The 19,268-nt window shown below is 67.7% G+C and carries 34 protein-coding genes and 1 tRNA gene; all 35 read right to left on the bottom strand.

The annotated features are described in order from the left end of the window. Window positions 1–2: 2 nt before the first annotated feature. Window positions 3–1,040, bottom strand: a complete 1,038-nt coding sequence (secF, locus tag DRV96_RS06360) for a protein translocase subunit SecF (protein WP_119289020.1) — start codon at window positions 1,038–1,040, stop codon at window positions 3–5. A gap of 17 nt (window positions 1,041–1,057) precedes the next feature. Next, window positions 1,058–2,941: a protein translocase subunit SecD gene (secD, locus tag DRV96_RS06355; RefSeq protein ID WP_119289018.1), complete on the bottom strand. Its 1,884-nt coding sequence runs from the start codon at window positions 2,939–2,941 to the stop codon at window positions 1,058–1,060. Window positions 2,942–3,020: 79 nt separating this feature from the next. Next, complete coding sequence (gene yajC / locus DRV96_RS06350) at window positions 3,021–3,347, bottom strand: preprotein translocase subunit YajC (protein WP_119289016.1); 327 nt, start codon at window positions 3,345–3,347, stop codon at window positions 3,021–3,023. Between the two features lie 124 nt (window positions 3,348–3,471). Further along, window positions 3,472–3,548, bottom strand: a tRNA-Met gene (locus DRV96_RS06345). A gap of 36 nt (window positions 3,549–3,584) precedes the next feature. Then, entirely contained in the window at window positions 3,585–3,983 is a 399-nt protein-coding gene (gene rplQ / locus DRV96_RS06340; protein ID WP_119289013.1) for a 50S ribosomal protein L17, read from the bottom strand. A 73-nt stretch (window positions 3,984–4,056) separates the two neighbouring features. Further along, complete coding sequence (locus DRV96_RS06335; RefSeq protein ID WP_119289011.1) at window positions 4,057–5,052, bottom strand: DNA-directed RNA polymerase subunit alpha; 996 nt, start codon at window positions 5,050–5,052, stop codon at window positions 4,057–4,059. Window positions 5,053–5,203: 151 nt separating this feature from the next. Next, window positions 5,204–5,827, bottom strand: a complete 624-nt coding sequence (gene rpsD, locus DRV96_RS06330) for a 30S ribosomal protein S4 (protein ID WP_119289009.1) — start codon at window positions 5,825–5,827, stop codon at window positions 5,204–5,206. A gap of 164 nt (window positions 5,828–5,991) precedes the next feature. Continuing rightward, window positions 5,992–6,396: a 30S ribosomal protein S11 gene (gene rpsK / locus DRV96_RS06325; RefSeq protein ID WP_119289007.1), complete on the bottom strand. Its 405-nt coding sequence runs from the start codon at window positions 6,394–6,396 to the stop codon at window positions 5,992–5,994. A 35-nt stretch (window positions 6,397–6,431) separates the two neighbouring features. Next, window positions 6,432–6,797: a 30S ribosomal protein S13 gene (gene rpsM / locus DRV96_RS06320; RefSeq protein ID WP_119289005.1), complete on the bottom strand. Its 366-nt coding sequence runs from the start codon at window positions 6,795–6,797 to the stop codon at window positions 6,432–6,434. 101 nt (window positions 6,798–6,898) lie between these two features. Continuing rightward, the gene (gene rpmJ, locus DRV96_RS06315; RefSeq protein WP_026096976.1) at window positions 6,899–7,012 is read right to left on the bottom strand and encodes a 50S ribosomal protein L36; all 114 of its coding nucleotides are present in this window, start codon (window positions 7,010–7,012) and stop codon (window positions 6,899–6,901) included. Between the two features lie 32 nt (window positions 7,013–7,044). Then, window positions 7,045–7,263 (bottom strand): translation initiation factor IF-1, encoded by a 219-nt coding sequence (gene infA, locus DRV96_RS06310; RefSeq protein ID WP_009855680.1) that lies wholly within the window; start codon window positions 7,261–7,263, stop codon window positions 7,045–7,047. A gap of 21 nt (window positions 7,264–7,284) precedes the next feature. Further along, window positions 7,285–8,595 carry a preprotein translocase subunit SecY gene (secY, locus tag DRV96_RS06305; protein WP_119289002.1) on the bottom strand — a complete coding sequence of 437 codons (1,311 nt, stop codon included), beginning with the start codon at window positions 8,593–8,595 and terminating at the stop codon, window positions 7,285–7,287. Between the two features lie 28 nt (window positions 8,596–8,623). Beyond that, on the bottom strand, window positions 8,624–9,109 hold the full coding sequence (rplO, locus tag DRV96_RS06300) for a 50S ribosomal protein L15 (protein ID WP_119289000.1): 486 nt from the start codon (window positions 9,107–9,109) through the stop codon (window positions 8,624–8,626). After that, window positions 9,109–9,291: a 50S ribosomal protein L30 gene (gene rpmD / locus DRV96_RS06295; RefSeq protein WP_119288998.1), complete on the bottom strand. Its 183-nt coding sequence runs from the start codon at window positions 9,289–9,291 to the stop codon at window positions 9,109–9,111. The genes rplO and rpmD overlap by 1 nt, the downstream gene beginning before the upstream one ends. Before the next feature lie 20 nt (window positions 9,292–9,311). Then, a complete protein-coding gene (rpsE, locus tag DRV96_RS06290; protein ID WP_119288996.1) occupies window positions 9,312–9,830 on the bottom strand; it encodes a 30S ribosomal protein S5 in 519 nt (172 codons plus the stop codon). A 22-nt stretch (window positions 9,831–9,852) separates the two neighbouring features. Then, window positions 9,853–10,218: a 50S ribosomal protein L18 gene (gene rplR / locus DRV96_RS06285; protein WP_119288994.1), complete on the bottom strand. Its 366-nt coding sequence runs from the start codon at window positions 10,216–10,218 to the stop codon at window positions 9,853–9,855. Between the two features lie 11 nt (window positions 10,219–10,229). Then, window positions 10,230–10,763 (bottom strand): 50S ribosomal protein L6, encoded by a 534-nt coding sequence (gene rplF / locus DRV96_RS06280; protein WP_119288992.1) that lies wholly within the window; start codon window positions 10,761–10,763, stop codon window positions 10,230–10,232. A 22-nt stretch (window positions 10,764–10,785) separates the two neighbouring features. After that, complete coding sequence (gene rpsH / locus DRV96_RS06275) at window positions 10,786–11,181, bottom strand: 30S ribosomal protein S8 (protein ID WP_119288990.1); 396 nt, start codon at window positions 11,179–11,181, stop codon at window positions 10,786–10,788. A gap of 24 nt (window positions 11,182–11,205) precedes the next feature. Next, window positions 11,206–11,511 (bottom strand): 30S ribosomal protein S14, encoded by a 306-nt coding sequence (rpsN, locus tag DRV96_RS06270; protein WP_119288988.1) that lies wholly within the window; start codon window positions 11,509–11,511, stop codon window positions 11,206–11,208. A gap of 8 nt (window positions 11,512–11,519) precedes the next feature. Further along, a complete protein-coding gene (gene rplE / locus DRV96_RS06265; RefSeq protein ID WP_119288986.1) occupies window positions 11,520–12,098 on the bottom strand; it encodes a 50S ribosomal protein L5 in 579 nt (192 codons plus the stop codon). A gap of 14 nt (window positions 12,099–12,112) precedes the next feature. Beyond that, window positions 12,113–12,430 (bottom strand): 50S ribosomal protein L24, encoded by a 318-nt coding sequence (gene rplX, locus DRV96_RS06260; RefSeq protein ID WP_119288984.1) that lies wholly within the window; start codon window positions 12,428–12,430, stop codon window positions 12,113–12,115. Window positions 12,431–12,452: 22 nt separating this feature from the next. Then, a complete protein-coding gene (rplN, locus tag DRV96_RS06255) occupies window positions 12,453–12,821 on the bottom strand; it encodes a 50S ribosomal protein L14 (RefSeq protein ID WP_119288981.1) in 369 nt (122 codons plus the stop codon). A gap of 227 nt (window positions 12,822–13,048) precedes the next feature. Then, window positions 13,049–13,567 (bottom strand): peroxiredoxin, encoded by a 519-nt coding sequence (locus DRV96_RS06250; RefSeq protein WP_119288979.1) that lies wholly within the window; start codon window positions 13,565–13,567, stop codon window positions 13,049–13,051. Between the two features lie 137 nt (window positions 13,568–13,704). Next, complete coding sequence (rpsQ, locus tag DRV96_RS06245; protein ID WP_119288977.1) at window positions 13,705–13,995, bottom strand: 30S ribosomal protein S17; 291 nt, start codon at window positions 13,993–13,995, stop codon at window positions 13,705–13,707. Next, a complete protein-coding gene (gene rpmC / locus DRV96_RS06240) occupies window positions 13,992–14,204 on the bottom strand; it encodes a 50S ribosomal protein L29 (RefSeq protein ID WP_119289216.1) in 213 nt (70 codons plus the stop codon). The genes rpsQ and rpmC overlap by 4 nt, the downstream gene beginning before the upstream one ends. 13 nt (window positions 14,205–14,217) lie before the next feature. Further along, window positions 14,218–14,634, bottom strand: a complete 417-nt coding sequence (gene rplP / locus DRV96_RS06235; protein WP_119288975.1) for a 50S ribosomal protein L16 — start codon at window positions 14,632–14,634, stop codon at window positions 14,218–14,220. Between the two features lie 2 nt (window positions 14,635–14,636). After that, window positions 14,637–15,518 (bottom strand): 30S ribosomal protein S3, encoded by an 882-nt coding sequence (gene rpsC / locus DRV96_RS06230; RefSeq protein ID WP_119288973.1) that lies wholly within the window; start codon window positions 15,516–15,518, stop codon window positions 14,637–14,639. Window positions 15,519–15,534: 16 nt separating this feature from the next. Continuing rightward, window positions 15,535–15,864 (bottom strand): 50S ribosomal protein L22, encoded by a 330-nt coding sequence (gene rplV, locus DRV96_RS06225; RefSeq protein ID WP_119288971.1) that lies wholly within the window; start codon window positions 15,862–15,864, stop codon window positions 15,535–15,537. Window positions 15,865–15,876: 12 nt separating this feature from the next. Continuing rightward, entirely contained in the window at window positions 15,877–16,152 is a 276-nt protein-coding gene (gene rpsS, locus DRV96_RS06220) for a 30S ribosomal protein S19 (RefSeq protein WP_119288969.1), read from the bottom strand. 11 nt (window positions 16,153–16,163) lie between these two features. After that, on the bottom strand, window positions 16,164–16,988 hold the full coding sequence (rplB, locus tag DRV96_RS06215) for a 50S ribosomal protein L2 (RefSeq protein WP_119288967.1): 825 nt from the start codon (window positions 16,986–16,988) through the stop codon (window positions 16,164–16,166). Continuing rightward, the gene (gene rplW / locus DRV96_RS06210; protein ID WP_119288965.1) at window positions 16,988–17,305 is read right to left on the bottom strand and encodes a 50S ribosomal protein L23; all 318 of its coding nucleotides are present in this window, start codon (window positions 17,303–17,305) and stop codon (window positions 16,988–16,990) included. The genes rplB and rplW overlap by 1 nt, the downstream gene beginning before the upstream one ends. Beyond that, window positions 17,302–17,922: a 50S ribosomal protein L4 gene (gene rplD, locus DRV96_RS06205; RefSeq protein WP_119288962.1), complete on the bottom strand. Its 621-nt coding sequence runs from the start codon at window positions 17,920–17,922 to the stop codon at window positions 17,302–17,304. Before rplD ends, rplW begins: the two co-directional genes overlap by 4 nt. Continuing rightward, entirely contained in the window at window positions 17,922–18,593 is a 672-nt protein-coding gene (gene rplC, locus DRV96_RS06200) for a 50S ribosomal protein L3 (protein WP_119288960.1), read from the bottom strand. Before rplC ends, rplD begins: the two co-directional genes overlap by 1 nt. A 168-nt stretch (window positions 18,594–18,761) precedes the next feature. Beyond that, window positions 18,762–19,073: a 30S ribosomal protein S10 gene (gene rpsJ / locus DRV96_RS06195; RefSeq protein ID WP_119288958.1), complete on the bottom strand. Its 312-nt coding sequence runs from the start codon at window positions 19,071–19,073 to the stop codon at window positions 18,762–18,764. Between the two features lie 100 nt (window positions 19,074–19,173). Continuing rightward, window positions 19,174–19,268 (bottom strand): EF-Tu C-terminal domain-related protein (locus tag DRV96_RS06190; protein WP_217641567.1); only part of this gene is annotated, 95 nt, incomplete at its 5' end.

The raw sequence follows: 19,268 nt of genomic DNA, 5'->3' as shown, positions 1-19,268 counted from the left end.
CTCTACACCACCGCCCCGGCGTTCGGATCGTTCGGGTCGCCTTCCTTGGCCGGGGAGGCCTTGAGCAGATCCTCGCGCTTGACGCCGAGCCACATCGCGATGCCCGAGGCGACGAAGATCGACGAGTAGATGCCGAACAGGATGCCGATCGTCAGCGCGAGCGAGAAGTAGTGCAGCGTCGGCCCCCCGAAGATCAGCATCGACAGCACCATCATCTGCGTCGAGCCGTGCGTGATGATCGTGCGGCTCCAGGTGCGCGAGATCGCGTGGTCGATGACCTCGGGCGTCGTCATCTTGCGCATCTTGCGGAACGTCTCGCGGATGCGGTCGAAGATGACGACCGACTCGTTGACCGAGTAGCCGAGCACGGCCAGCACCGCGGCCAGCACCGCCAGCGAGAACTCCCACTGGAAGAAGGCGAAGAAGCCGAGGATGATGACCACGTCGTGCAGGTTCGCGACGATGCCGGCGACCGCGAACTTCCACTCGAAGCGGATCGCGAGGTAGATCATGATGCCGACGATCGTGAACGCGAGCGCGATCGCGCCGTCGCGCGCGAGCTCGGCGCCCACCGACGGGCCGACGAACTCGGTGCGCATCAGCCGCACCGGCTCGCTGCCGTCGGGCCGCTTGCACGACGGTCGGCTGACCTGCTCGCCCTGCGGCGTCGTGTACTGCGCAGTGGTCACCACGCCCTGCTCGGCGCGGCAGATCTCGGCGAAGGTCTGCGCGGCCACCGCGTCCTGCTGGCGCTCGCCGCGGATCGGCAGTCGGATCAGCACGTCGCGCGAGGTGCCGAACTTCTGCACCTGCACCTCGCCGAAGCCCATCGCCTCGACGATGCCGCGCGTGCGCTCGATATCGGCCGCCTGCGCATACTCGACCTCGAGCACGCTGCCGCCGGTGAACTCGATCGACAGGTTCAAGCCGCGCGTCGCGAGAAAGAACACCGCGAGCAGGAACGTGACGAGCGAGACGACGTTGAGCGCCAGCGCGTGGCGCATGAACGGGATGTCGCGCCGGATACGGAAGAATTCCATCGTCGTTCCTCGCCGTCTCAGGCGCCGCGCGCCGGCGTGCCGTCGGCGTCGGGCCGCCAGACCTGCCCGATCGACACCGACTTGAGCTTCTTCTGCCGGCCGTACCACAGGTTCACGAGCCCGCGCGAGAACACGACGGCCGAGAACATCGAGGTCAGGATGCCCAGGCAGTGCACGACGGCGAACCCGCGCACCGGGCCCGAACCGAACGCCAGCAGCGCGACGCCGGCGATCAGCGTCGTGACGTTCGAGTCGAGGATCGTTCCCCACGCGCGCTCGTAGCCGTTGTGGATCGCCAGCTGCGGTGGCGCGCCGCCGCGCAGTTCCTCGCGTACGCGCTCGTTGATCAGCACGTTGGCGTCGATGGCCATGCCCAGCGTCAGCGCGATTGCCGCGATGCCCGGCAGCGTCAGGGTGGCCTGCAGCATCGACAGCGCCGCCACCAGCAGCAGCAGGTTGAACGCCAGCGCCAGCGTGCTGAACACGCCGAACAGCGCGTAGTACGTGCACATGAACACCGCGATCGCGACGAAGCCCCACAGCACGCTGTTGAAGCCCTGCGCGATGTTCTCGGCGCCCAGGCTCGGGCCGATCGTGCGCTCCTCGATGATCTCCATCGGCGCGGCCAGCGAGCCGGCGCGCAGCAGCAGCGCGACGTCGGCCGCCTCCTGCGTCGTCATGCGCCCGCTGATCTGCACGCGCCCGCCGGCGATCTCGCTGCGGATCACCGGCGCGGTGACGACCTCGCCCTTGCCCTTCTCGAACAGCAGGATCGCCATGCGCTTGCCGACGTTCTCGCGCGTGACGTCGCGGAAGATGCGCGCGCCCTTGGCGTCGAGCGTCAGGTGCACCGCCGGCTCGTGCGTCTGGCTGTCGAAGCCGGGCTGCGCGTCGGTGAGGTTCTCGCCGGTGAGGATGACCTGCCGCTTGACGATCAGCGGCGCGCCGCCGCGCTCGACGTAGCGCTCGGTGCCGAAAGGCACCGGTCCCTGCCCGACCGCCGCGGCCGCGGCCTCGGCGCTGTCGTCGACGAGGCGCACCTCGAGCGTCGCGGTGCGGCCGATGATGTCCTTGGCCTTGGCCGTGTCCTGCACGCCGGGCAGCTGGACGACGATGCGGTCGAGCCCCTGCTGCTGGATCACCGGCTCGGCCACGCCGAGCTCGTTGACGCGGTTGTTCAGCGTCGTGATGTTCTGCTTGAGCGCCTGCTCCTGCAACGCGCGCGCGGCCTCGGGGCGCAGCGTGCCGACGAGGCGCAGCGCCTCGCCCTCGCCCGCCTCGACCCAGTTGACTTCGGGCAGGCGTTCGCGCAGCACGGCCAGCGCAGCGGCGCGCGTGGCCGCGTCGCGGAACCGCACCTCGACGGCCTGGCCCTCGCGCGTGACGCCGGCGTGGCGCACGTCGCGCTCGCGCAGCAGCGTGCGCGCGTCGCTGGCGAGCGTCTCGGCGCGCCGCGTCAGCGCCGCCTGCATGTCGACCTGCATCAGGAAGTGCACGCCACCGCGCAGGTCCAGCCCGAGATACATCGGCAGCGCGCGGATCGACGCGAGCCAGGCCGGCGAGCGGCTCACCAGGTTCAGCGCGACGATGTACGACGGGTCGGCCGGGTCGGGGTTGAGCGCCTGCGCGATGACGTCGCGCGCGCGGATCTGCTCGTCGGTGTTGGCAAAGCGCGCGCGCACCGAGTTGCCGTCGAACTGCACGCCATCGGGCGTGAGGCCGGCCGCCGCGAGGGCGTCGCGCACGCGCGTGGCCAGCTGCGCGTCGACACGCACGGTGACCTTGCCGCTCGACACCTGCACGGCCGGCGCCTCGCCGAAGAAGTTCGGCAGCGTGTAGAGCAGGCCGACCACCAGCGCGACCGCGAGGATCGCGTACTTCCACCAAGGGTAACGGTTCATGCGGGGTCCTCCGGCAGCCGCGGGGGCGCCGTCTCGGGCGCGGGCGGCCCGCCGCGGGGCCGCGCCGGCGCCGCGGGCGTCACTTCAGCGTGCCCTTGGGCAGCACCTGCGCCACCGCGTTGCGCTGCACCTGCACCTCGACGCCGTCGGCGATCTCGACGCCGATGTAGCTGTCGCCGAGCTTGCTGATGCGCCCGGCCAAGCCACCGGCGGTGACGATCTCGTCGCCCTTGGCCAGCGCCTCGACCATCGCCTTGTGCTCCTTCTGGCGCTTCATCTGCGGGCGGATCATGATGAAGTAGAGCACCACGAACATCAGCACGAGCGGCAGCAGGCTCAGCAGGCTCGACTCGGCCCCGCTGGTCGCGGCGGGCGCGGCTTGGGCATACGCGGTGGAGATCAACACGTCACGGTCCTCGATGGATGGGGATGCCCGGCAGGGCGGAAGCGCGAGATTCTAGGTCGCGCGCGGCGGCGGGAAGACAACGCCGCAAACGACGCAGGCCCCGTGAGGGGCCTGCGAGCGAAACTGGTTGCGGGGGCAAGATTTGAACTTGCGACCTTTGGGTTATGAGCCCAACGAGCTACCAGACTGCTCCACCCCGCGATTGAAATTCGAATTATAGCGACAAACGCGCCGCTGTCACTGCGCGCTCTCGGCGGCCGCCTCTTCGGTCTTAGGCTGCGGCCGGTCGACGAGCTCGACATAGGCCATCGGCGCGTTGTCGCCGACACGGAAGCCCATCTTCAGGATGCGCGTGTAGCCGCCCGGGCGCGTCTGGTAGCGCGGGCCGAGCTCGGCGAACAGCTTGGTGACGACGTCGCGGTCGCGCAGGCGCGCGAACGCGAGGCGCCGGTTGGCCAGCGTGGGCTGCTTGCCCAGCGTGATCAGCGGCTCGACGACGCGGCGCAGCTCCTTGGCCTTCGGCAGCGTGGTCTTGATCGCCTCGTGGCGCAGCAGCGAGACGCACATGTTGCGCAGCATCGCGAGGCGATGCTCGCTCGTGCGGTTGAGCTTGCGGAGTCCGTGACGGTGACGCATGGTGCTTTCCTTTCCTTATTGAACCCCGGCCGGATCAGGTACCGGGGGTTGCACGCGAGTTGCGGGCCCGGGCCTATCGCTTGTCGAGGCCCTGCGGCGGCCAGTTCTCGAGACGAGACCCGAGCGTCAGGCCGCGCGAGGCGAGCACTTCCTTGATCTCGTTGAGCGACTTGCGGCCCAGGTTCGGCGTCTTCAGCAGCTCGGTCTCGGTGCGCTGGATCAGGTCGCCGATGTAGTAGATGTTCTCGGCCTTCAGACAGTTCGCCGAGCGCACGGTCAGCTCGAGCTCGTCGACCGGGCGCAGCAGGATCGGGTCGAAGCTGGCCGCCTGGCGCTGCTGCGGCTGGAACAGGCCTTCCTCGGCACCGACGTCGATCTGCGCGAACACCGCGATCTGCTCGACCAGGATCTTGGCCGACGCGCGGATCGCTTCCTCGGGGCTGATCGCGCCGTTGGTCTCGATCTCCATCACGAGCTTGTCGAGGTCGGTGCGCTGCTCGACGCGGGCGTTCTCGACCGAATAGCTCACACGCTTGACCGGCGAGAACGACGCGTCGAGCACGATGCGGCCGATCGACTTGGTCGGCTCGTCGCCGTAGCGGCGCAGGTTGCCCGGCACGTAGCCGCGACCCTTCTCGACCTTGATCTGCATGTCGAGCTTGCCGCCCTGCGCCAGGTGCGCGATGACGTGCTCGGGGTTCACGATCTCGACGTCGTGCGGGCACTGGATGTCACCCGCCGTGACGGGGCCCTCGCCCTCCTTGCGCAGCACGAGCGTGACCTCCTCGCGGTTGTGCAGCTTGAACACCACGCCCTTGAGGTTGAGCATGATGTGCACGACGTCTTCCTGCACGCCGTCGATCGTCGAGTACTCGTGCAGCACACCCGCGATCGTCACTTCGGTCGGCGCGTAGCCCACCATCGACGACAGCAGCACGCGGCGCAGCGCGTTGCCCAGCGTGTGGCCGTAGCCGCGCTCGAACGGCTCGAGCGTCACCTTGGCGCGGTGACCGGCGCCGGGCAGCGGCTCGACGTGGATGGCTTTGGGCTTCAGCAGATTGGTTTGCATCGAATCGTGTTCCTCTCAATACCCTCGGCTCGTTACACCGATAAGGCTGATGGACCGCGCCGGGGAAATGACGACGGGCGGCGACCCGGCAAGCGCCGCCTGTCCGCTGGCGGCGCCGGGCACTGGGCCCGGCACCGCGGATCTGCACGCGTCAGCGCGAATACAGCTCGACGATCAGCGACTCGTTGATCTCGGCGCCAAACTGGTCGCGGTCGGGCACCTTCTTGAACGTGCCCTCCATCTTCGCGCTGTCGACGCTGACCCATTCGGGCAGGCCCACCGACTCGGCGAGCTTGAGCGCGTCCTGGATGCGCAGTTGCTTCTTCGCCTGTTCGCGCACCGCGACGACGTCACCCGGCTTGACCAGGAACGACGGGATGTTGACGACCTGGCCGTTGACGGTGATCGCGCGGTGCGAGACGAGCTGGCGCGCCTCGGCGCGCGTCGAGCCGAAGCCCATGCGATAGACGACGTTGTCCAGCCGCGACTCGAGCAGCGACAGCAGGTTCGAGCCGGTGTTGCCCTTGCGGCGCTCGGCCTCGGCGAAGTAGCGCCGGAACTGGCGCTCGAGCACGCCGTACATGCGCTTGACCTTCTGCTTCTCGCGCAGCTGCACGCCGTAGTCGGACGTGCGCGAGCCGCTGGTGCGGCCGTGCTGGCCGGGCTTGCTGTCGAACTTCGCCTTGTCGCCGATCGGGCGGCGAGCGCTCTTCAGGAAGAGGTCGGTGCCCTCGCGACGCGAGAGCTTGGCCTTGGGGCCGAGGTAACGTGCCACGTTCAGTCCTTCTCAGTTCAAGCTGACGCGAAAGCGGGCCTTCGCGCGAGTCCGGCGGATGTTGTTGTGGGCGCTCGGACGGTGGTCTTCGGTGTCGCCTCGCGGCGTCGGTCAAAACGCCGACGCCGCCCGAAGGCGGCAGCCGGCGGAAAAGCGTTGCGGGTTCAGATGCGGCGGCGCTTCTGCGGGCGGCAGCCGTTGTGCGGGATCGGCGTCACGTCGGAAATCGACGTGATGCGGATGCCCAGCGACGCGAGCGCACGCACCGACGACTCGCGCCCCGGGCCCGGGCCCTTGATGCGCACGTCCAGGTTCTTGATGCCCTGCTCCTGCGCCGCACGGCCGGCCGTCTCGGCCGCGACCTGCGCGGCGAACGGCGTGCTCTTGCGCGACCCCTTGAACCCCTGACCACCGCTGGACGCCCACGCGATGGCGCCGCCCTGGCGGTCGGTGATCGTGATGATCGTGTTGTTGAACGACGCGTGCACGTGGGCGATGCCGTCCGCGATGTTCTTGCGGACCTTCTTGCGCACGCGCTGCGCGGCGGTGTTGACGGGTGCTTTGGCCATGGGGACGTTCCTTCAATCGCGGTGGCGGCGCTCGGTCACTTCTTGACCAGCGCGCCCGACTTGCGCGGGCCCTTGCGGGTGCGCGCGTTCGTCTTCGTGCGCTGACCGCGCACCGGCAGGCCACGGCGGTGGCGCATGCCACGGTAGCAGCCGAGGTCCATCAGCCGCTTGATGTTGATCGACATCTCGCGGCGCAGGTCGCCCTCGATCGTCAGGCGCCCGATCTCCTCGCGGATCTTCTCGAGCTCCGCGTCGTTCAGGTCCTTGACCTTCTTCGAGTACGGGATGCCGACCGCGTCGCAGATCTTCTGCGCCGTCGTGCGGCCGATGCCGTAGATCGCGGTCAGGCCGATCTCCGCATGCTTGTGCGGCGGGATGTTGATGCCGGCGATGCGTGCCATGTTGACTGTCCTTCGTTACCTGGTCCCTGCCCGGGCGCCTGCAGGCGCCCGGGCGTTCGGCGGGCACGCGAAGATCCGCAGGGACCTTCGCGTGTCCGGCCTCAGCCCTGCCGCTGCTTGTGGCGCGGGTCGGTGCAAATCACGCGCACGACGCCGTGGCGGCGGATGATCTTGCAGTTGCGGCACATCTTCTTCACCGATGCGGCGACTTTCATGGTCTTCTCCTTGACCTCGATGCTCAGTCAGTTCACTTCGCGCGGAACACGATGCGCGCGCGGCTCAGGTCGTACGGCGTGAGCTCGACCGTGACCTTGTCGCCGGGCAGGATGCGGATGTAGTGCATGCGCATCTTTCCCGAGATGTGGCCGAGCACGACGTGCCCGTTCTCCAGCTTGACGCGGAACGTGGCGTTGGGCAGGTTCTCGAGGATCTCGCCCTGCATCTGGATGACGTCGTCCTTGGCCATGGAATGCGAATGCCCGTTGCCTCAGCTCGTCTTGAAGTTCGCCTTCTTCAGCAGCGACTCGTACTGCTGGCTCATCACATAGCTCTGCACCTGCGCCCAGAAGTCCATCGTCACGACGACGATGATCAGCAGCGACGTGCCGCCGAAGTAGAACGGCACGTTGTAGCGCAGGACCAGGAACTCGGGCAGCAGGCACACGAGCGTGATGTAGGCGGCACCGACCAGCGTCAGGCGCGACAGGATCTTGTCGATGTACTTCGCGGTCTGGTCGCCGGGACGGATGCCGGGGATGAACGCACCGCTTTTCTTCAGGTTGTCGGCCGTCTCGCGGCTGTTGAACACGAGCGCGGTGTAGAAGAAGCAGAAGAACACGATCATCGCCGCGTACAGCAGCACGTAGATCGGCTGCCCCGGCGACAGCGCCGCCGACAGGTCCTTCAGCCAGCGCAGCCCTTCGCCGGTGGCGAACCAGCCGACCACCGTCGCCGGCAGCAGGATGATCGACGACGCGAAGATCGGCGGGATCACGCCGGCCATGTTGAGCTTGAGCGGCAGGTGCGACGACTGGCCGCCGTAGACCTTGTTGCCGACCTGGCGCTTGGCGTAGTTGACGAGGATCTTGCGCTGCCCGCGCTCGACGAAGACGACGACGAACGTGACGGCGATGACGATCGCGATGATGAACAGCGACGCGATGATGCTCATCGAACCGGTGCGCACCAGCTCGAACAGCCCGCCGATCGCGCTCGGCAGACCGGCGACGATGCCGGCGAAGATGATCAGCGAGATGCCGTTGCCCAGCCCGCGCTCGGTGATCTGTTCGCCGAGCCACATCAGGAACATCGTGCCCGCCACCAGGCTGACGACTGCCGTCATGCGGAACCCGAAGCCCGGATTGATCACCAGGCCCGGCGAGCCCTCCAGCGCCAGCGCGATGCCCAGCGACTGGAACAGCGCCAGCGCGACGGTGCCGTAGCGCGTGTACTGCGTGATCTTGCGCCGCCCGGCCTCGCCTTCCTTGCGCAGCTGCTCGAGCGCGGGCACGACGTGCGTCATCAGCTGGATGATGATCGACGCCGAGATGTACGGCATGATGCCCAGCGCGAACACGGTGAAGCGCGACAGCGCGCCGCCCGAGAACATGTTGAACAGGCTCAGGATGCCGCCTTGCTGGCCCTGGAAGAGCTGGCGCAGCTGGTCCGGGTCGATCCCCGGCACCGGAATGTGCGCACCGATGCGGTAGACGACCAGCGCCAGCAGCAGGAACACCAGCCGCCGGCGCAGGTCGCCGAACTTGCCGCTCTTCGCGAGGGTTTGCGCCGAAGTCGCCACGAGTCAGAAGTCCTTCGCGCAGCGCGCCTCAGGCGCGGTCGGCCTTCTTGGGCAGCTTGCGCGGCCGCTCGACCTTCGCCAGCACCGGCGCCGAGCCGCCCGCGGCCTCGATCGCCGCACGCGCGCCCGCCGTCGCGCCGATGCCCTTGAGCACGACCTTGCGCGTGAGCTCGCCCGACTTGATGACCTTGACCGTCGTCGCGATCTCGCCGACCAGCCCGGCCTTCTTCAGCGTCAGCAGATCGACCTCGTCGGCGCCGAGGCGCTCGAGGTCGCCCAGCGTCACCTCGGCGTTGTACTTGGCCAGCGCCGACTTGAAGCCGCGCTTGGGCAGGCGGCGCTGCAGCGGCATCTGGCCGCCCTCGAAACCCACCTTGTGGAAGCCGCCGGCACGGCTCTTCTGGCCCTTGTGACCGCGGCCCGCCGTCTTGCCCAGCCCCGAGCCGATGCCACGACCGACGCGCCGCTTGGCGTGCTTGCTGCCCGCCGCCGGCTTGAGGGTGTTCAGTTGCATCACAGCACCTTCACCAGGTACGAAACCTTGTTGATCATCCCGCGCACGGCGGGCGTGTCCTCGAGCTCGCGCTCGCTGTGGAGCTTGCGCAGGCCCAGGCCGCGCACGGTCGCGCGGTGATCGGCCTTGGTGCCGATCGGGCTGCGCACGAGCTTGACCTTGAGCGTCTTCTTGTCCGACATGTGGGTTCTCCGCGTGCCGCTCAGCCGAGCAGCTCTTCGACCGTCTTGCCGCGCTTGGCAGCGACCTCGGCCGGCGTCGTCGAGCGCTTGAGCGCGTCGAGCGTCGCGCGCACCATGTTGTACGGGTTGCGCGAGCCGTGGCTCTTCGAGACGATGTCGGTGACGCCCATCACCTCGAAGATCGCGCGCATCGGGCCGCCCGCGATGATGCCGTCACCCGGCTTGGCCGGCGCCAGCAGCACCTTCGACGCGCCGTGCTCGCCGGTCACGTTGTGCTGGATCGTGCCGTTCTTCAGGCTGACTTTGAACATGTTGCGGCGCGCGGCCTCCATCGCCTTCTGCACCGCCACCGGCACTTCCTTCGCCTTGCCCTTGCCCATGCCGATGCGGCCATCGCCGTCGCCGACGACGGTCAGCGCCGCGAAACTCAGCGTGCGACCACCCTTGACGACCTTGGTGACGCGGTTGACCGCGATCATCTTCTCTTTCAGGCCGTCGTCGTTGCCTTCGGCCTGGGCGCGGGGAGTGAACTTAGCCATGTCTTGCTTTCCTTGTGCGCGCTCAGAACTGCAGGCCGGCTTCGCGCGCGGCCTCGGCGAGCGCCTTCACACGGCCGTGGTACGCAAAGCCCGAGCGGTCGAACGCGACCTTCTCGATCCCTGCGGCCCGGGCCTTCTCGGCAATGCGCTTGCCCACCAGCGTCGCCGCGGCGGTGTTGCCACCCTTGCCGCGCGCGCCGAGCTGCTCGCGCACTTCCTTCTCGACAGTCGAGGCGCTGGCCAGCACGCGCGAGCCATCGCCGGAGATGACGCTGGCGTAGATGTGCAGGTTCGAGCGGAAGACCGTCAGGCGCGCAGCGCGCTGCAGGGCGATGCGCACGCGGGTCTGACGCGCGCGGCGCAGGCGCTGTTCCTTCTTGTTCAGCATCTCGTCGCTCCTTACTTCTTCTTCGTCTCTTTCAGCACCACGCGCTCGTCGGCGTAGCGGATGCCCTTGCCCTTGTACGGCTCGGGCGGACGAATGGCACGCACCTCGGCGGCGATCTGGCCAACAGCCTGGCGGTCGGCACCCTTGATGACGATCTCGGTCGGCGTCGGCGTCTCGACCTTCACGCCAGCAGGCATGTCCACCACCACCGGGTGCGAGAAACCCACCTGCAGGTTCAGCTTCTGGCCCTGCGCCTGCGCGCGGAAGCCCACCCCGACCAGCGTCAGCTTGCGCTCGAAGCCCTTGGTCACGCCGCCAACCATGTTGGCCAGCAGCGCGCGCATCGTGCCGCTCATCGCGTTGGCCTCGGCGCTGTCGTTGGCGGGCTCGACCTGCAGCGCAGCGCCTTCCTTGCGCACCGTGACGAGGGTATGCAGCGGACGCGTCAGCGTGCCCTGCGCACCCTTGACACTGATCTGGTCGGCGGTGATCTGCACGTCCACGCCCTGCGGGACGGCCACCGGCATCTTTCCTACGCGAGACATCGCTCGTGACTCCTTGGCTCGATCAGGCGACGTAGCACAGCACTTCGCCGCCGACACCGGCAGCGCGCGCCTTGCGGTCGGTCATCACGCCGCGCGGCGTCGTGACGATCGCCACGCCCAGCCCGTTCATGACCTGCGGGATGTCGTGGCGGCCCTTGTAGACGCGCAGGCCAGGACGGCTGACGCGCTCGATGCGCTCGATCACCGGACGCCCGGCGTAGTACTTCAGCGCGATCTCGAGCTGCGGCTTGGCCGGGTCACCCTTGACGGTGAAGCCGTCGATGTAACCCTCGTCCTTTAGGACCTGGGCGATCGCGACCTTCAGCTTCGACGACGGCATCGTCACGCTGGCCTTCTCGACGCTTTGCGCATTGCGGATGCGCGTCAGCATGTCGGCGATGGGATCACTCATGCTCATCGGGGATCTCCTGCTCGGGCCGACTTACCAGCTGGCCTTGACGACACCGGGGATGTCGCCCTTGAAGGCCAGTTCGCGGATCTTGCTGCGCGACAGCCCGAACTTCTTGAACGTGCCGCGCGGACGGCCGGTCAGCGCGCAGCGGTTGCGCAGCCGCGTCGGGTTGGCGTTGCGCGGCAGCTTTTGCAGCTCCAGACGTGCGGCGTAACGCTCCTCGTCGGAGCGCTTCGCGTCGTCGACGATGGCCTTGAGCTCGGCGTACTTCTTGGCGTACTTGGCGACCAGCTTCTCGCGCTTGTGTTCGCGCTGGATGAGGGAGACTTTAGCCACGGGCCACCTCAGTTCTTGAACGGAAACTTGAACGCCGCGAGCAGCGCCTTGCACTCGTCGTCGGTCTTGGCCGTCGTCGTGATGCTGATGTTCAACCCGCGGATCGCGTCGATCTTGTCGTACTCGATCTCGGGGAAGATGATCTGTTCCTTGACGCCGATGTTGTAGTTGCCGCGACCGTCGAAGGCGCGAGCCGACACACCGCGGAAGTCGCGCACGCGCGGCAGCGCGATCGTGACCAGGCGGTCGAGGAATTCGTACATGCGCGCACCGCGCAGCGTGACCATGCAGCCGATGGGCACGTTCTCGCGGATCTTGAAGCCGGCGATGGCCTTGCGCGACTTCGTCACCACCGGCTTCTGACCGGCGATCTTCGTGAGGTCGCCGACGGCGTGCTCCATCACCTTCTTGTCGGCCACCGCCTCGCTGACACCCATGTTCAGCGTGATCTTGGTCAGGCGCGGCACCTGCATCACCGACTTGTAGCCGAACTTCTTCATCAGTTCGGGCACGATCTTGTCGCGGTACTGCGCCTGCAGGCGGGCCTGCACGGCGGGAGCGGCCGCAGCGTTCTGCTTCGAAGCCATGTCGTCCTCTCGCCTTATGCCTTGATCTCTTCGCCGCTGGACTTGTAGACGCGCACCTTCTTGCCGTCGGCCAGCAGCTTGATGCCCACGCGGTCGGCCTTGCCGGCCACGGGGTTCCAGATCGCGACATTCGACTGGTGGATCGGCATCGTCTTGTCGACGATGCCGCCCGTCGTGCCCTTCAGCGGGTTGGGCTTGACGTGCTTCTTCACGATGTTGACGCCCTCGACGACGATGTACTCGTCGTCGACGCGCCGCGTCACCGTGCCGCGCTTGCCCTTGTCGCGACCGGCCAGCACGACGACCTGGTCACCCTTGCGGATCTTGTTCATGATCGGTCCTCGCTCGCTCGCGTCACAGCACTTCGGGGGCCAGCGACACGATCTTCATGAAGCGCTCGGAGCGCAGCTCGCGCGTGACCGGCCCGAAGATGCGCGTGCCGATCGGCTCGAGCTTCGCATTGAGCAGCACGGCCGCGTTGCCGTCGAACTTGACGAGCGACCCGTCCTGACGGCGCACGCCCTTGGCGGTGCGCACGACGACCGCGTTGTAGACCTCGCCCTTCTTGACGCGGCCACGCGGCGCAGCTTCCTTGATGCTGACCTTGATGATGTCGCCGATGCCGGCGTAACGACGCTTGGAGCCGCCGAGCACCTTGATGCACATGACGGACTTTGCGCCCGTATTGTCGGCGACATCGAGTCGCGATTGCATTTGGATCATGTTGTTCCCCAACTTGAACGCCACCGCCAACCCCGAGGGGCGGCCGGCGCGGTCAGTCTTGGGCCCGTGGACCGGAGCCGCTCGCGCGGCGCCCGGCGTGTGGGGCGGTGGCTCGCCATCCCGACCCGCCTGTCGAAGGCGGCCCTAAATGGCGAAGCTACGTATTATGGTCGAAGGCGAGAGCCGCCGTCAAGCGGCCCTCGTCGGGCGGCGCGCGCCCGCGGGTTTCAACCCTTCTTGAGCTGGCGCACCTGCGCGAGCATCGTGTCGGCGTCGCTGACCTCGAACTTGCCCGGCGCCTCGACGTTCAGCGTCTTGACGACGCCATCGACGACGAGCATCGAGTAGCGCTGCGAGCGCAGCCCCAGCCCGCGCGCCGTCAGGTCCAGCGTCAGGCCAGTCGCCTTCGCGAAGTCGGCGTTGCCGTCGGCCATCATGCGCACCTTGCCGCCCGCCTTCTGGTCGCGGCCCCAAGCGCCCATCACGAAGGCGTCGTTGACCGACACGCACCAGATCTCGTCGACGCCGGCCGCCTTCAGTTCGTCGGCGCGGGCGACGTAGCCGGGCAGGTGCTGCGCCGAGCAGGTCGGCGTGTAGGCGCCCGGCAGGCCGAAGATCACGATCGTCTTGCCCGCGGTGGCCTGGCCGATGTCGAACGGGTTGGGGCCGACCGAGCAGCCGTTGCCTTCGACTTCGATGTACTCGTACAGCGTGCCGGCGGGCAGCTTGTCTCCGACTTTCAGCATCGTGGCACTCCTCGCAAGTGGGGTTGGCAGGGGGGGGGTTGAGGGATCCCCAGTTTCGCGGCAAGTGCATGCCTGACGTGCGCGCGGGGCCCGAAGGCCCCGCTGCACGAAGGACATGACGGCCGCGCTCGCGCGGGTCAGACCTCGCGCGCCTTCTCGACCAGGCGCGTGACGACCCACGACTTGGTCTTGGAGATCGGCCGGCTCTCGGTGATCTCCACAGTGTCGCCCAGCTTGGCCTGGCCGTTCTCGTCGTGCGCGTGGTACTTGTTCGAGCGCACGACGATCTTGCCGTACAGCTCGTGCATCACGCGACGCTCGACGAGCACGGTCACGGTCTTGGCGCGCTTGTCGCTGACGACCTTGCCGACGAAGGTGCGCACCACCTTCGGCTTGGCCGGCGCAGCGGACGTGGCGGGGGTGTTCATTTCGCGGCCTCCTTGTTCGCAGCCCTCTTCTTCTCGGCCAGGATCGTCTTGGCGCGCGCGATGTCGCGGCGCGTGCGCCCGAGCATCGCGGTGTTGCTCAGCTGTTGCGTCGCCTTCTGCATGCGCAGGTTGAAGTGTGCCTTCAGCAGGTCGGTCACTTCCTTCTCGAGCGCGGCGACGTCCTTGGCGCGCAGTTCAGATGCTTTCATCGACATCCCCCTCTCACGCGCCGACCTGGCGCGCGACGAACGTGCAGCGCAGCGGCAGCTTGGCGGCCGCCAGCGTGAACGCCTCGCGCGCGAGCGCCTCGGGCACGCCGTTGATCTCGTAGAGCACCTTGCCCGGCTGGATCTCGGCCACCCAGTACTCCGGGTTGCCCTTGCCGTTGCCCATGCGGACTTCGGCCGGCTTCTGCGAGATCGGCTTGTCCGGGAAGATGCGGATGAAGATGCGGCCACCGCGCTTGATGTGACGCGAAATGGCGCGCCGCGCCGCCTCGATCTGGCGGGCGGTGATGCGGCCGCGCTCGGTGGCCTTGAGACCGAACTCGCCGAACGACACGTTGGTGCCGCGCGTCGCGATCCCCGTGTTGCGGCCCTTCTGCTCCTTGCGGAACTTGCGGCGGGCGGGTTGCAGCATGGTTACTCTCCTTTGGTGCTGCCAGGCGCGGCCGGGGCCGCCACCTTGCGCACGCGCTTGACGGTGGGCTTCGGCGCCTCGCCGGCGCCGGCCGGCTTGTCGCTGCCGTCGCTCGGGGCACCCGCGGCACGCGGCGCGCCGCGCTCGCCGGCCGGACGGGCCCGGCCCGCGGGCGCAGCACCCGGTCGCGCCGGGCGGCGTGCGCGACGGTCCTCCTCGGCCGCCTCGGGCTTGGCGGCGCCGGGCGCCTCGCCGCGACCGAGGTTGTCGCCGCGGTAGACCCACACCTTGACGCCGATGACGCCGTACGAGGTCTTGGCTTCGGAGAAGCCGTAGTCGATGTCGGCCTTGAGCGTGTGCAGCGGCACGCGGCCTTCGCGGTACCACTCGCAGCGCGCGATCTCGATGCCGTTCAGACGGCCCGACGACATGATCTTGATGCCCTGCGCGCCCAGGCGCATCGCGTTCTGCATCGCTCGCTTCATCGCGCGGCGGAACATGATGCGCTTCTCGAGCTGCTGCGTGATGCTGTCGGCGATCAGCTGCGCATCGATCTCGGGCTTGCGGATCTCTTCGATGTTGACCGCGACCGGCACGCCCAGGCGCTTGGTCAGCTCGGCCTTCAGGTTCTCGATGTCCTCGCCTTTCTTGCCGATCACGACGCCCGGCCGCGCCGAGAAGATCGTGATGCGCGCGTTCTTGGCGGGGCGCTCGATCAGCACGCGCGAGACGGCCGCGTTCTTCAGCTTGGTCTTGAGGTAATCACGCACCGCCAGGTCTTCGGCCAGCATACCGGCGAAGTTGCGGCTGTTCGCGTACCAGCGCGACGTCCACGCCCGCGTGACGGGCAGGCGGAAGCCGGTCGGATGGATTTTCTGTCCCATGATCTTCCTTCGGCCCTCAGTTGCCCACCGTGACGAAGATGTGGCAAGTCGGCTTGCTGATGCGGTTGCCGCGGCCCTTGGCGCGCGCTGCGAAGCGCTTGAGCGTCGTGCCCTGCTCGACGTGGATCGAGGTCACCTTCAGCTCGTCGATGTCGGCACCGTCGTTGTGCTCGGCGTTGGCGATCGCCGACTCGAGCGCCTTCTTGATGATCACAGCGGCCTTCTTCGGCGTGAAGTTCAGGATGTGGATCGCCTGGTCGACCTTCTTGCCGCGGATCATGTCGGCCACCAGCCGGCCCTTGTCGGCCGACAGGCGCGCGCCGCGAACGATTGCTCGGGTTTCCATCGTCGTCGCCCCTTACTTCTTCGCCTTCTTGTCGGCCGGGTGGCCCTTGAAGGTCCGCGTGAGCGCGAACTCGCCGAGCTTGTGTCCGACCATCTGGTCGGACACGTACACCGGCACGTGCTGGCGCCCGTTGTGCACGGCGATCGTCAGGCCGATGAACTCGGGCAGGATCGTGCTGCGCCGCGACCAGGTCTTGATCGGCTTCTTGTCCTTGGTGGCGGCGGCCTTCTCGACCTTGGCCATCAGGTGGTGGTCCACGAACGGACCCTTCTTCAGTGAACGTGCCATGTTCTACGGCCTCACTTCTTGCGGCGCGAGACGATGAACGTCTGCGTGCGCTTGTTGCTGCGCGTGCGGTAGCCCTTGGTCGGCGTGTTCCACGGCGACACGGGTGCCTGCGCCTCGCCGGTGCGGCCTTCGCCGCCACCGTGCGGGTGGTCGATCGGGTTCATCGCGACGCCGCGCACCGTCGGACGGATGCCGCGCCAGCGCGTGGCACCGGCCTTGCCGAGCTGACGCAGGTTGTGCTCTTCGTTGCTGACCTCGCCGATCGTCGCGCGGCAGTCGATGTGCACGCGACGCACCTCGCCCGAGCGCAGGCGCAGCTGGGCGTAGGTGCCTTCACGCGCCATCAGCGTCACCGACGTGCCCGCCGAACGCGCGATCTGCGCACCCTTGCCGGGCAGCAACTCGACGCAGTGGATCGTCGAGCCGACCGGGATGTTGCGGATCGGCAGCGCGTTGCCGGCCTTGATCGGCGCCTCGGCGCCGCTGATCACCGTCGCGCCCGCCTCGAGGCCGCGCGGCGCGATGATGTAGCGGCGCTCGCCGTCGGCGTAGCACAGCAGCGCGATGTGCGCGGTGCGGTTCGGGTCGTACTCGATGCGCTCGACCTTGGCCGGGATCCCGTCCTTGTTGCGGCGGAAGTCGATCACGCGGTAGTGGTGCTTGTGCCCGCCACCCTTGTGGCGCATCGTGATGTGGCCATTGTTGTTGCGGCCGGCCTTCTGCTTCTGCGGCTCGAGCAGCGACGCCTCCGGGGCACCCTTGTGCAGGTGCTTGTGCACCACCTTCACGACGGCACGGCGGCCGGGCGACGTGGGCTTGACCTTGATGACAGCCATTACGCGGCCTCCCCGGAGAAGTTGAGCTCCTGGCCTTCCTTCAGGCAGACATACGCCTTCTTGACGTGGTCGCGCCGGCCGATGCTGCGGCCGAAGCGCTTGGTCTTGCCCTTCTGGTTGACCGTCTGTACCGACTCGACCTCGACCTTGAACATCGCCTCCACGGCCGCCTTGATCTCGGGCTTGGTGGCGTTGCGCAGGACCTTGAACAGCACCTGGTTACTCTTCTCGCCGACGCGCGTGGCCTTCTCGGACACGATCGGGGCGACGAGCACCTGCGCCAGGCGCGAGGCGTCGAACTTCGTCGTCGCGCTCATGCGAACATCTCCTTGAGCTGGTCGATCGCGCCCTTGGTCACCAGCACCTTCTTATAGAACACCAGCGACAGCGGGTCGACGTAGCGCGGCTCGACGACGAGCGCGTTGGCGAGGTTGCGCGACGCGAGGAACAGGTTCTCGTCGACCTGGTCGGCGATCACCATCACCGAGTCGAGGCCCATCGCCTTGAACTTCTGCGCCAGCAGCTTGGTCTTCGGGGCCTCGACCGAAATCGAGTCGACCACCGCCAGGCGACCGTCGCGCGCGAGCTGCGACAGGATGGCCGCCATGCCGGCGCGGTACATCTTCTTGTTGACCTTGTGCGCGAAGTTCTCGTTCGGCGTGTTCGGGAAGATGCGCCCACCGCCGCGCCACAGCGGCGACGAGGTCATGCCCGCACGCGCCCGGCCGGTGCCCTTCTGGCGGAACGGCTTCTTCGTCGAGTGCTTGACCTGGCCGCGATCCTTCTGCGCGCGCGTGCCCTGCCGCGCGTTGGCCTGGTATGCGACGACGATCTGGTGCACCAGCGCCTCGTTGTAGTCACGCGCGAACACCGTGTCCGGCGCGTCGACCTTGGCCGTGGCCTGGCCCTGTTCGTTCAGGAGCTCGAGTTGCATCACTGGGCCCCTTTCTGCATCTTGGCCTTGACGGCCGGGCGCACGACGACGTGGCCGTTCTTCGCCCCCGGCACCGCGCCGCGCACGAGCAGCAGCGAGCGCGCCTCGTCGACGCGCACGATGTCGAGGTTCTGCGTCGTCACCGTCTCGGCGCCCATGTGCCCCGACATGCGCTTGCCCGGGAACACACGGCCCGGGTCCTGCGCCATCGAGATCGAGCCCGGGACATTGTGCGACCGGCTGTTGCCGTGCGACGCACGTTGCGACCCGAAGTTGTGACGCTTGATCGTGCCGGCAAAACCCTTGCCGATGGAAGTCCCCTGGACGTCGACCTTCTGGCCGGCAGAGAACAGGCTCACCGGCAGCGTCGCACCCGGCTGGTACTGCGTGACGACGTCGGCCGTGACGCGGAACTCCTTGAGGACCCGCGCCGGCTCGACACCGGCCTTGGCGAGGTGACCCGCCTCGGGCTTGGTCAGGCGCGAGGCCTTGCGCGCGCCGAACGCGACTTGGATGGCGTTGTAGCCGTCGGTGGCTTCGGTCTTGATCTGGGCGACACGGTTGCCAGACACGTCGAGCACCGTCACCGGGACGGCGTCGCCGTCGTCCGTGAAGATGCGCATCATGCCCACCTTGCGACCCAGCAATCCGAGTCGATGGCTCAGACTCATGGCTCTTCTCCAGCCCCGCCGGCTGGCGCCTTGGGGCCTTGTTTCACGACACCCGACATCGATTGGCCGGGCTGACTGGAATTCCGCGGGCCCCTTCAGGCCCGACGGAAAAGTCCGCGAGTATAGCAGGCTCGATTCGAGGTGGGCACCGTCGGGTGCCCACGGGACTCACTGCAGCTTGATCTCGACGTCGACGCCCGCGGGCAGGTCGAGCTTCATCAGCGCGTCGACGGTCTTGTCGGTCGGGTCGACGATGTCCATCAGGCGCTGGTGCGTGCGGATCTCAAACTGGTCACGGCTGGTCTTGTTGACGTGCGGCGAGCGCAGGATGTCGAAGCGCTGCTGACGCGTCGGCAGCGGCACGGGACCGCGCACGATGGCCCCGGTGCGCTTGGCGGTGTCGACGATCTCGAGCGCGGACTGGTCGATCAGCTTGTAGTCGAATGCCTTGAGGCGGATACGGATCTTCTGCTTCTGCATGACGGTTCCTTGTAAAGAGCGATGACGCCCGGCTTCACGACCGTGAGCGCCGGGCCTGGACGGCGGCAGTCCGTGCGGACCGCCACCCGCCGTCATGCGGTCACTCGATGATCTTCGAGACGACGCCGGCGCCCACGGTGCGCCCGCCCTCGCGGATCGCGAAGCGCAGGCCCTCTTCCATCGCGATCGGCGCGA

This window comes from Azohydromonas sediminis (assembly GCF_003574675.1).
GTDB classification, from domain to species: domain Bacteria; phylum Pseudomonadota; class Gammaproteobacteria; order Burkholderiales; family Burkholderiaceae_C; genus Calidifontimicrobium; species Calidifontimicrobium sediminis.
This window is presented reverse-complemented; position numbering and strand designations above follow the sequence as displayed.

Excerpts from the sequence above, each read along its gene's own strand:
- secF (WP_119289020.1), bottom strand. The coding sequence starts at position 1,040 with ATGGAATTCTTCCGTATCCGGCGCGACATCCCGTTCATGCGCCACGCG.
- secD (WP_119289018.1), bottom strand. The coding sequence starts at position 2,941 with ATGAACCGTTACCCTTGGTGGAAGTACGCGATCCTCGCGGTCGCGCTG.
- rplQ (WP_119289013.1), bottom strand. The coding sequence starts at position 3,983 with ATGCGTCACCGTCACGGACTCCGCAAGCTCAACCGCACGAGCGAGCAT.
- DRV96_RS06335 (WP_119289011.1), bottom strand. The coding sequence starts at position 5,052 with ATGCAAACCAATCTGCTGAAGCCCAAAGCCATCCACGTCGAGCCGCTG.
- rpsK (WP_119289007.1), bottom strand. The coding sequence starts at position 6,396 with ATGGCCAAAGCACCCGTCAACACCGCCGCGCAGCGCGTGCGCAAGAAG.
- rpsM (WP_119289005.1), bottom strand. The coding sequence starts at position 6,797 with ATGGCACGCATCGCCGGCATCAACATCCCGCCGCACAAGCATGCGGAG.
- rpmJ (WP_026096976.1), bottom strand. The coding sequence starts at position 7,012 with ATGAAAGTCGCCGCATCGGTGAAGAAGATGTGCCGCAACTGCAAGATC.
- infA (WP_009855680.1), bottom strand. The coding sequence starts at position 7,263 with ATGGCCAAGGACGACGTCATCCAGATGCAGGGCGAGATCCTCGAGAAC.
- rplO (WP_119289000.1), bottom strand. The coding sequence starts at position 9,109 with ATGCAACTGAACACCCTCAAGCCGGCGGCGGGCAGCAAGCACGCCAAG.
- rpmD (WP_119288998.1), bottom strand. The coding sequence starts at position 9,291 with ATGTCGGACAAGAAGACGCTCAAGGTCAAGCTCGTGCGCAGCCCGATC.
- rpsE (WP_119288996.1), bottom strand. The coding sequence starts at position 9,830 with ATGGCTAAGTTCACTCCCCGCGCCCAGGCCGAAGGCAACGACGACGGC.
- rplR (WP_119288994.1), bottom strand. The coding sequence starts at position 10,218 with ATGCTGAACAAGAAGGAACAGCGCCTGCGCCGCGCGCGTCAGACCCGC.
- rplF (WP_119288992.1), bottom strand. The coding sequence starts at position 10,763 with ATGTCTCGCGTAGGAAAGATGCCGGTGGCCGTCCCGCAGGGCGTGGAC.
- rpsH (WP_119288990.1), bottom strand. The coding sequence starts at position 11,181 with ATGAGCATGAGTGATCCCATCGCCGACATGCTGACGCGCATCCGCAAT.
- rplE (WP_119288986.1), bottom strand. The coding sequence starts at position 12,098 with ATGGCTTCGAAGCAGAACGCTGCGGCCGCTCCCGCCGTGCAGGCCCGC.
- rplX (WP_119288984.1), bottom strand. The coding sequence starts at position 12,430 with ATGAACAAGATCCGCAAGGGTGACCAGGTCGTCGTGCTGGCCGGTCGC.
- rplN (WP_119288981.1), bottom strand. The coding sequence starts at position 12,821 with ATGATCCAAATGCAATCGCGACTCGATGTCGCCGACAATACGGGCGCA.
- DRV96_RS06250 (WP_119288979.1), bottom strand. The coding sequence starts at position 13,567 with ATGCTGAAAGTCGGAGACAAGCTGCCCGCCGGCACGCTGTACGAGTAC.
- rpsQ (WP_119288977.1), bottom strand. The coding sequence starts at position 13,995 with ATGAACACCCCCGCCACGTCCGCTGCGCCGGCCAAGCCGAAGGTGGTG.
- rpmC (WP_119289216.1), bottom strand. The coding sequence starts at position 14,204 with ATGAAAGCATCTGAACTGCGCGCCAAGGACGTCGCCGCGCTCGAGAAG.
- rplP (WP_119288975.1), bottom strand. The coding sequence starts at position 14,634 with ATGCTGCAACCCGCCCGCCGCAAGTTCCGCAAGGAGCAGAAGGGCCGC.
- rpsC (WP_119288973.1), bottom strand. The coding sequence starts at position 15,518 with ATGGGACAGAAAATCCATCCGACCGGCTTCCGCCTGCCCGTCACGCGG.
- rplV (WP_119288971.1), bottom strand. The coding sequence starts at position 15,864 with ATGGAAACCCGAGCAATCGTTCGCGGCGCGCGCCTGTCGGCCGACAAG.
- rpsS (WP_119288969.1), bottom strand. The coding sequence starts at position 16,152 with ATGGCACGTTCACTGAAGAAGGGTCCGTTCGTGGACCACCACCTGATG.
- rplB (WP_119288967.1), bottom strand. The coding sequence starts at position 16,988 with ATGGCTGTCATCAAGGTCAAGCCCACGTCGCCCGGCCGCCGTGCCGTC.
- rplW (WP_119288965.1), bottom strand. The coding sequence starts at position 17,305 with ATGAGCGCGACGACGAAGTTCGACGCCTCGCGCCTGGCGCAGGTGCTC.
- rplD (WP_119288962.1), bottom strand. The coding sequence starts at position 17,922 with ATGCAACTCGAGCTCCTGAACGAACAGGGCCAGGCCACGGCCAAGGTC.
- rplC (WP_119288960.1), bottom strand. The coding sequence starts at position 18,593 with ATGAGTCTGAGCCATCGACTCGGATTGCTGGGTCGCAAGGTGGGCATG.
- rpsJ (WP_119288958.1), bottom strand. The coding sequence starts at position 19,073 with ATGCAGAAGCAGAAGATCCGTATCCGCCTCAAGGCATTCGACTACAAG.